5 protein-coding genes are annotated in these 9,100 nt (G+C 71.9%); 1 reads left to right on the top strand and 4 read right to left on the bottom strand.

Features of this window, described 5'->3' with window-relative positions; translation table 11 throughout:
* Positions 1-2,608, top strand: a 2,608-nt coding sequence (locus D7V93_RS47480; RefSeq protein ID WP_147451401.1) for a serine/threonine-protein kinase, incomplete at its 5' end; no start/stop codon positions are given.
* 141 nt (positions 2,609-2,749) lie between these two features.
* Here the strand turns inward: D7V93_RS47480 and D7V93_RS29870 are convergent.
* The 4 genes from D7V93_RS29870 to D7V93_RS29855 form a co-directional block, all read right to left on the bottom strand.
* Positions 2,750-4,162, bottom strand: a complete 1,413-nt coding sequence (locus tag D7V93_RS29870) for an L-serine ammonia-lyase (protein WP_120646629.1) — start codon at positions 4,160-4,162, stop codon at positions 2,750-2,752.
* A 128-nt stretch (positions 4,163-4,290) separates the two neighbouring features.
* Positions 4,291-7,020, bottom strand: a complete 2,730-nt coding sequence (locus tag D7V93_RS47475; RefSeq protein WP_120646628.1) for a heavy metal translocating P-type ATPase — start codon at positions 7,018-7,020, stop codon at positions 4,291-4,293.
* 18 nt (positions 7,021-7,038) lie between these two features.
* Positions 7,039-8,022 (bottom strand): vWA domain-containing protein, encoded by a 984-nt coding sequence (locus D7V93_RS29860; protein WP_120646627.1) that lies wholly within the window; start codon positions 8,020-8,022, stop codon positions 7,039-7,041.
* Complete coding sequence (locus D7V93_RS29855) at positions 8,022-8,963, bottom strand: vWA domain-containing protein (RefSeq protein ID WP_120646626.1); 942 nt, start codon at positions 8,961-8,963, stop codon at positions 8,022-8,024. The genes D7V93_RS29860 and D7V93_RS29855 overlap by 1 nt, the downstream gene beginning before the upstream one ends.
* Positions 8,964-9,100: the final 137 nt, after the last annotated feature.

Below are 9,100 nucleotides of genomic sequence, written 5' to 3'. Positions count from 1 at the left end.
GGGCATGGGGGTGGTGTACGCCGCCTATGACCCGGACCTGGACCGCAAGGTGGCGCTGAAGCTCCTGCGGGTGAAGGGCAGCCACGAGGACCTGGAGCAGGGGCGGGCGCGGCTGTTGCGCGAGGCGCAGGCCATGGCGCGCATCTCCCACCCCAACGTCATCCCTGTCTTCGAGGTGGGGCAGTGGGACAGCCAGGTCTACGTGGCGATGGCGCTGGTGGACGGCGGCACGCTGCGGGACTGGACGAAGGCGAAGCCCCGGACGTGGCAGGAGCTCCTGGACAAGTACCTGGCGGCGGGCCGGGGCCTGGAGGCCGCGCACGTGGCGGGGCTGGTGCACCGCGACTTCAAGCCGGCCAACGTGCTGGTGGGCAAGGACGGGCGCGTCTACGTCACCGACTTCGGCCTCGCGCGGCCCATGGGCGAGGTGGACGACGATGAGGACGGCGACGTCGACGTGCGCGAGCGGCCGCGGCCCGTGCGGGACGAGTCGCCGCTCAACTCGCAGCTGACGCAGGCGGGGCTGGTGATGGGGACGCCCGCCTATATGTCGCCGGAGCAGTTCCGCGGGGAGCTGCTGGACTCGCGCTCGGATCAATTCAGCTTCTGCGCGGCGCTGTACCGCGCGCTGTATGGCATCCGCCCCTTCGACCCGGACGAGCTGTCGCGGGTGGCGTCGCAGCTGCGGCCCCAGGGGCGGGCCCTGGAGGACGGGGACCCGGGCGTGACGCAGGCCGCGGCGGTGCAGGTGCTGCCGCCGTCGCCCATCCTGGAGCCGCCGAAGGACACGCAGGTGCCCGCCTGGGTGCGCCGCGCGCTGATGAAGGGCCTGTCGCTGGAGCCGCGCGACCGCTTCCGCTCCATGGAGGCGCTGCTGGACGCGCTGGGGCAGCGGGAGCGGCGGGCCCTGCGCAACCGGCGGGTGGGCGCCGCGGTGGCGGCCACCGTGGTGCTGGGCGTGGCGAGCGGCGCGGTGTGGTCGCGCTCGCGGGCGTGCGCCGGCGCGGAGGCGCTGGTGTCGGAGCGCTGGGGCGCGGACGCGCGCGAGAAGGTGACGCAGGCCTTCCTCGCGACGAAGAGCCCGGTGGCCCAGGACATGGCCCGCCGCGTGGGCGACGTGCTGGACGGCTACGGCGCGGAGTGGGCGAAGCAGCACACCACCGCGTGCGAGGACACGCGCGTGCGCGAGGTGCAGACGGAGGCGCTCCTGTCCCAGCGCTTCGTGTGCCTGGAGCGGCGGCGCAAGGACCTGGGCGCGCTGGTGGGCACGCTCCAGACGGCGGACGCGGCGCTCGTGGACAAGGCATTGGACGCGGCCTACGCGCTGCCCGCCCCCGGTGACTGCGCGGACGTGGAGGCGCTGTCGGAGGTGCAGCCCCGGCCGGCGGATCCCGCGAAGCGCGCGGAGCTGGACGCGCTGGAGGACCAGTTGGCGGAGGTGAAGGCGCGCATCGACACGAGCCGCCTGCCCAAGGCGCTGGAGCTGGCGAAGCAGGCCGAAGCGCGCGTGGTGGCGACGGGCTACCTGCCGCTGGTGGCGGAGCTGCGCTTCCACCTGGGCTGGGCGCAGGCGGCGCTGGGCGACAAGGTCGCGGGCGGCGCGGTGCTGGAGCAGGCCGTCTACGACGCGGAGGCCGGCCGCGCGGACCGGCTGGCCGTGTCGGTGATGAACAAGCTGCTCTTCGTGGACGGCGAGCGGGAGAAGTACGAGCTGGCCCAGCGCTGGGGGCGGCTGGGGGACGCGACGCTCCAGCGCCTGGGCGGGGACGCGGTGCTGGAGAGCGACCTGAAGGTGAACCAGGCGAACCTGGCGCTGATGCAGGACCACCCGGAGGAGGCGCGGGCCCTGCTGGAGAAGGCGTCCGGGCTGCTCGCGAAGGCGCTGCCGGAAGGGCACCCCAAGCGGGCGCGCGTGACGTTCACGCTGGGGCGCACGCTGCTGGAGACGGGCGCGTCGGCGGAAGCGGTGAAGGTGCTGAAGGACGCGCTCCAGCAGACGGAAGCCGCGCTGGGCCCCGTGCACCTGGACACCGCGCGGCGGCACCAGGCGCTGTCCATGGCGCTGCGAGAGCAGCAGGACTTCGCCGGGGCGCTGGAGCACGCGCGGGTGTCGGTCTCCATCCACCGCACGCTGCTGGGGCCCGCGCACGTGAAGCTGGCGGAGGCGCTGGACGAGGAGGGCATGAGCCTGCTGGCCCTCAAGCGCTACCCGGAGGCGCTGAAGGTCTACGAGGAGGCGCTCGCCGTGAAGGAGGCGAAGCTGGGGGCGGAGGACGAACTGCTCCAGTACTCGCTGGACGGCGTGGGGCAGGCGCTGCTGGGCATGGGCCGCACGCACGACGCGGTGGCCCCGCTCCAGCGGGCGCTGACGTTCAAGGACGCGCAGGAGGACTCGCTCGGCGAGTCGGGCTTCGCGCTCGCCCAGGCGCTGTGGAAGGAGGGCGAGGAGCAGGCGGCGCGCGACGCGGCGACGCAGGCCCTGGCGCGCTTCACGTCCGCCGGCCGCGCGGATCAAGCGAAGGCCGTGGACGCCTGGCTCCAGGAACGGCCCGAACCCACGGCGAAGGTCGTTCCGGCGTCGGCGGTGCGCGGCAAGCGCCGGCGGTAGGTCCCGGGCGCCATCGTGAGCAGGTCTCCGTCCGTGCGGCTGGCGCTGCTGCCGCCGGACGATCCCACCGGCGGGTTCTTCGACGCGGCGGGCCTCGTGCCCTGGTGAGCCCGGGCGAAGCGGCCCTGGACGCTCAGGGCCTCAGCACTCCGGCAGGCCCACGCTGAGGTTCGCGACCTCCAGGACGTTGACGGCGAGGCCGCCGCGCGCGGTCTCCTTGTACTTGTCCTTCATGTCGCGGCCGGTGTCGCGCATCGTCTTGATGACCTTGTCCAGGCTGACGAAGTGCCGCCCGTCGCCGGACATCGCCATGCGCATCGCGTTGATGGCCTTCACGGACGCCATCGCGTTGCGTTCGATGCACGGCACCTGCACCAGCCCGCCAATGGGGTCGCAGGTGAGGCCCAGGTTGTGCTCCATGGCGATCTCCGCCGCGTTCTCCACCTGGAGCGGCGTGCCGCCCAGCACCTCCGTGAGCGCGCCCGCGGCCATGGAGCACGCGCTGCCCACCTCGCCCTGGCAGCCCACCTCCGCGCCGCTGATGGAGGCGTTCTCCTTGTAGAGCGCGCCAATGGCGCCCGCCGTGAGCAGGAAGCGCACCACGCCGTCCGCGTTCGCCCCCGGCACGAAGCGCCAGTAGTAGTGCAGCACCGCGGGGATGATGCCCGCAGCGCCGTTGGTGGGCGCCGTGACGACGCGCCCCCCCGCCGCGTTCTCCTCGTTCACCGCGAGCGCGTACAGGTTCACCCAGTCCAGCACCGTCAGCGGGTTGGTGAGCCCCGCTTCCGGCCGGCTCATGAGCTTCTGGTACATCGCCGCCGCGCGGCGCTCCACCTTGAGGCCGCCAGGGAGGATGCCGCCCGTCGTGCAGCCGCGCACCACGCACGCCTGCATCACGTCCCAGATGCGCAACAGCCGCGCGCGGATGTCCTCCTCGCTGCGCGACACCAACTCGTTGCGCAGCATCACCGTGCTGATGGGCTGCCGCTCGCGCTCGCAGTGCTCGAGCAGCTCCGCCGCGGACTTGAAGGGCAGGGGCAGCCGGGTGGTCTCCTCGCGCAGCGGGTCCTGTCCCGTCGCCGCCTGTTCATCCACCACGAAGCCGCCGCCCACCGAATAGTAGAGGCGCGACACCAGCGTCTCCCCGCCCTCGCTGAACGCGGTGAAGCGCATGCCGTTGGGGTGGTAGGGCAGCACCTTGCGCTTGTGCATCACCAGGTGCTCGCCGTCGCGGAAGGGGATGACCAGCCGCTGGAGCAGCGACACGCGCCCCTCCGTGCGCCAGTGCGAGACGAGCGACGGCACCTGCTCCACGTCCACGTCCTCGGGCGTGTCGCCGCGCAGGCCCAGCAGCACGGCCTTGTCGCTGCCGTGGCCCTTGCCCGTCGCGCCCAGCGAGCCGAACAGCTCCACCTTCAGCCGCGTCACGCGCTCCAGCAGCCCCGCGTCCGAGAGCCCCACCACGAACATGCGCGCGGCGCGCATGGGCCCCACGGTGTGCGAGCTGGAGGGACCGATACCAATCTTGAAGAGGTCGAAGACGCTGACGGACATGGCTGCACCACCATGCCATGTCCAACGCGCGGCACCTGTCTCCACACCGTCACGACGCGCTGCGTGCATCCACTTGAGGTCAGCTCGGTTGCTTGGAAAGTTGCCATCCCAAGCATGACGCGAGCTGGCTAGCCGGCGGCGGGCTGCGGCCCCGTGGCCGGCTGGGCCGGCGGGGCCTGTGTCTTCGGCCGGAAGGCGAGCAGGCGCAGGCCGTTGAACACGACGAGCAGCGTGCTGCCCTCGTGCAGCACGACGGCCTGGCTGATCTTCGTCAGGCCCAGCACGGCGGCGACGACGAGCACGGCGCTGACGCCCAGCGCGATGACCAGGTTCTGCTTCATCACGGCGGTGGCCTTGCGCGACAGCTCCAGCGCGAAGGGCAGCTTCGCCAGGTCGTCGCTCATCAGCACCACGTCCGCGGTCTCCAACGCCGCGTCGGAACCGGCGCCGCCCATGGCCACGCCCACCGCGGCGGCGGCCAGCGCGGGCGCGTCGTTGACGCCGTCGCCCACCATGGCCACCGCGTGCGTGCGGCCCAGCTCCTTCACGGCGGTGACCTTGTCCGCGGGCATCAGCGGCGCCTTCGCCTCGTCCAGGCCCACCTGCGTGGCGATGGACTGGGCCACGCGCGCGTTGTCGCCCGACAGCATCACCGTGCGCTCGATGCCGCCGGCCTTGAGCTCCTGCACCACCTGGCGCGCGCCGCCTCGCAGCGTGTCCGCCACGCCCAGCACGCCCAGGTAGCGGCCCGCGCGGCGCACCACCATCGTCGTCTGGCCTGCCTCCTCCAGCCGCGTCACCTCCGCGGTGACGTCGGAGGGAACCGCCTCGCCCGTGAAGAGCGCCAGGCTGCCCACGTCCACCGCGTCGTCGCCCACCTTCGCGCGGATGCCCTGGCCGTGGATGGCCTCCAGGTCACGGCCCACCGGCACGGTGACGCGCGCTTCGGCCGCGCCGTCCACCACCGCCTTGGCCAGCGGGTGCGCGGACAGCGCCTCCACGCTCGCGGCGGTGCCGAGCAGCTCCTCGCGCGTCACGCCGGGCGCGGACCAGGTGGTGAGCAGCCGGGGCTTGCCCACGGTGAGCGTGCCCGTCTTGTCGAAGGCGATGGCGCGGATGCCGCTGAGCAGCTCCAGGTAGATGCCACCCTTGATGAGGACGCCGCCGCGCGCCGCGGACGCCACGGCGGAGAGCACCGCGGAGGGCGTGGAGATGGCGAGCGCGCACGGCGACGCGGCCACGAGCAGCCCCACCGCGCGCAGCACCGCCTCCTTCACGTCCGTGCCGGTCAGCACCAGCACCACCGGGAACACCACCGCCGCCGCCATCACCAGCGGCGCCACGGTGCGCTCCAGGCGCTGCGCGAAGCGCTGCCGTTTGCCCTTCTGCGCCTCCGCCTGCGCCACCATGTCCACCACGCGCGCCAGCACCGACTCCGACGACAGGCGCGTCACCTCCACCTCCAGCGCCGCCTCGCAGTTGATGGTGCCGGAGAACACCTCGTCCCCGGGCTTGCGCGCCACCGGCATGGACTCTCCGGTGATGGCGGCCTGGTCCAGCGAGCTCCTGCCCTCGCGGATGATTCCGTCCAGGGGCACGCGGTCGCCGGGGCGCACGACGATGCGCTCACCGCGCGCCACGTCCGCCACCGGCACCTCCACCACGTCCGAGCCCCGGCGCACGCGCGCCACCTCCGGGCGCAGCTGACCCAGCGCTTCGATGGAGCGGCGCGCCTTCTCCATGGCCCGGTGCTCCAGCGCGTGGCCCGCGCTGAAGAGGAAGAGCAGGAACGCGCCCTCGAACCAGGCGCCGAGCACCGCCGCGCCCACCGCCGCCACGACCATCATCGTCTCGATGTCGATCCGCAGCTGCGCGATGGACTGCACCGAGCCCTTGATGGCGAAGAAGCCACCGCTCGCCATCGACAGGCCCCAGAGCACCGTGGCGACGAGCGGCGGGGCCAGCGCGAAGTGGTCCACCGCGAAGCCCGCCGCCAGCAGCACGCCCGAGGCGACCACCAGGGGCAATTCCAGCAGCGGGGCCAGTCCACCGCCGTGCGCGTGGTGCGAGCAGGCATGGCCCGCCATGGGGACTTCCAGCCCATACCCGAGCTTCTTCACCCGGGCCTCGACCTCCGGCAGCTTCACCTCCTCCTTGTCGTACTCGATGACCAGGCGCTCGCTCGCGTACGCGACGCTGGCGGTGAGCACGCCCTTCATCCGGGACACCGCGTGCTCGATGACCTGGGCCGCGTCCGCGGAGTCCATCCCGCGCACGAACCAGGTGTGGTGCAGGTAGCGCGCCGCCACCTGACCGCCCGTCCGCTGCGCGAGCGTGAGCAACTGCGAGGCGCTCACCAGCGACGGCTGGTAGTGGATGCACACCTCCGCGTGGCCCGCGTCGCGGCGCAGGTGCACGTCGGTGATGCCCCGCTGGGACTCCAGCGCCGCCTCCAGCCTCGCGAAGCGGCCCTGGTCGTCCGTCTCCCCCGGCAGCGTGGCCTCCAGGTCGAGCTGGAGCGCCGCGCCGCCTCCCTCCGCCGGACGGTGGGCCGGCGGACGGAGGACGCGCTGGGAGTGGGCATGGCCGTGGTGGTCATGCCCGTGGTGATCATGGTCGTGGCCATGGGAGCAGGAGGGGCCATGCACGTGGGCGTCGCCGTGCGCATGCGCGTGCCCGTGGTCATGACCGTGGTGGTCATGCCCCGCGTGGTCGTGGCCGGCATGGTCATGGCCGTCGTGGTTGCACCCCGGGCCGTGGACGTGGAGCTGCACGGCGTTGCCGCTGCCTTGCGTCTCCTTGAGGCCCTTGAGGTTCAACGTGCCGAACCGCGACCCGCTCTTCTTCTGCTCCGACATGGCTTGTGTCCTGACGCCCTAGTGGCGGTGTCCGCGGCGTGAATGCGAGGGCTCGGCGGCGGCCGGCGGCGTGGCCGGGGCCTCGGCCTTGTGGTCGTCGTCCTCGTCGTGGTCCTCGTCCCCATGCTCCTCGGGGACGGGCTGCTCGAAGCGCTGACCCGCGACCTCCAGGGTGAAGCTCTTGCAGTCCGGGGGCACCTCGAACTCCAGCACCGCGGGGAGCCGGCCCTCGTACGTCTTCAGCACCTTGCCCTGCGCGTCGTAGATGGTGCCGCCCGCCGCGACGGTCATCGTCTCGTCCACGAGCACCGCGACGAGCTCCGCCATCTCCTCCATGCGGTCCGCGATGCGGTGGCACCAGAGGTGGCCCACGCCCGGATAGGTGGTGTGGGAGATCTCCTCCATCTGCTCCTCGTCCACCTGCTCGCCCACGCCCATGAACACGAAGTTGATGCGGGGCAGCCGGCCGGAGGCGATCTCCTTGGCCACCTGCGTGGCGTAGGCCGTCACGTCATGGGCGTCGTTGATCTGCGAGTCGGTGATGATGACCGCGAGCCCGCGCTTGGCGCCCTCGGACACCTGCTGCTTGATGTGCGCCACGAAGTCGCGGAGCACGGGCAGCATCACGGTGGCCTTGCCGTAGGAGCGCGGGCCGGGGAAGCGGTAGCCCTTGGCCTGCGGACCGGTGAGGTCGCCCACCACCTCCAGCTGGGTGCCGTCGCCGGCGGCCCAGTAGGTGACGCGCACCTTGCCGTCCCGGTCCTTGTTGGCCAGGTACTCCAGCATCCACTGCATCTGCGGCTCGACCTGGTTCTTCACCGGGGCGAGCTTCGCCAGGATGCCGCGCGGACCGTACGCGTTCTCCATGCTGGCGGAGCCGTCCATGTAGAGGGCCACGTCCAGGCCCTCCACCGTGGGGTCGTGCAGGAGCGTCGCGACGACCTTGTTGCCCATCCGGTGGACGTCGGAGAAGGGGCGGTTGATGACTTCGTGGCCGGCCATCAGTGGTGGTCCTCGTCTTCGCCTTCGTCGTGGTGCTCTTCGTCGGGCAGGGGCTGGGTGTAGCGCTGGCCGGACACCTCCAGCGTGAAGCTCTTCGCGCCCTCGGGGACGTCGAACTCCAGCACCGCGGGCAGGCGGCCCTCGTAGGTCTTCAGCACCGTGCCCTTGTCGTCGTAGATGGTGCCGCCGGCCGCGACGGTCATCGTCTCGTCCACCAGCACGGCGACCAGCTCCGCGACCTGGGTGATCTCCTTGGCGATGCGGTGGCACCACAGGTGCCCGACGCCCGGATACTCCTCGTGGGCGATGTGCTCCAGCTGCTCCTCGTCGATGTCGTCGCCCACGCCCACCAGCACGAAGTTGATGCGGGGCAGGCGGCCGGAGGCGATCTTCTTCGCGACCTCCGCGGAGAACTTCTCCACCGCTTCCGCGTCGTGGAGGCGGCCGTCGGTGACGATGATGGCGCAGCCGCGCTTCGCCCCCACCTTCACCTGCTGCTCCAGGTAGGAGACGTAGTCGCGCAGCGCGGGCTCCAGATACGTGAAGCCGCCCAGCTGCTTGGCGCCGGGGAACTTGTACTGCTTCACGTCGGTGCCCTTGAGCTCACCGACGACCTCCACCTGCCGGCCGTTGGTGCCGCTGGCCCAGTAGGCCACGCGCAAGAGGCCGTTGCGGTCCTTGGTGGCCAGGTACTCCAGCATCCACCGCACCTGCGGCTCCACCTGGTTGGAGGCGTCCTTCAGGGGCGCGCCGCGGATCCACTCCAGGAAGGTGCGCTGGGGCTGCTCGTACTTGTACTCCTCCTTCATGCTGCCGGACGCGTCCATGTAGATGGCCATGTCCAGGCCCTCCACCGTGGGGTCGTGCAGCAGCACCGCGCGCACGCGGTCACCTTCGCGGTGCAGGTCCGAAAACGGCTCGATCGGCTTCTCGTGTCCCATGGTCTGCCTTTCTGGAGGGTGAAAACGCTAGCGCTCCGCGTGCGAGCGTCGCAACGGGCGGTCAATCCTCGAAGTCGTTCATCCAGTCCGGCTTCTTGCCGGGCGTGACGGGCGCCTTCTCCTGCTGCTGCCTGGGG

Source organism: Corallococcus llansteffanensis, assembly GCF_003612055.1.
Lineage (GTDB): Bacteria > Myxococcota > Myxococcia > Myxococcales > Myxococcaceae > Corallococcus > Corallococcus llansteffanensis.
The sequence above is the reverse complement of the archived record's forward strand: the minus strand, read 5'-3'. Positions and strand labels throughout refer to the sequence as shown.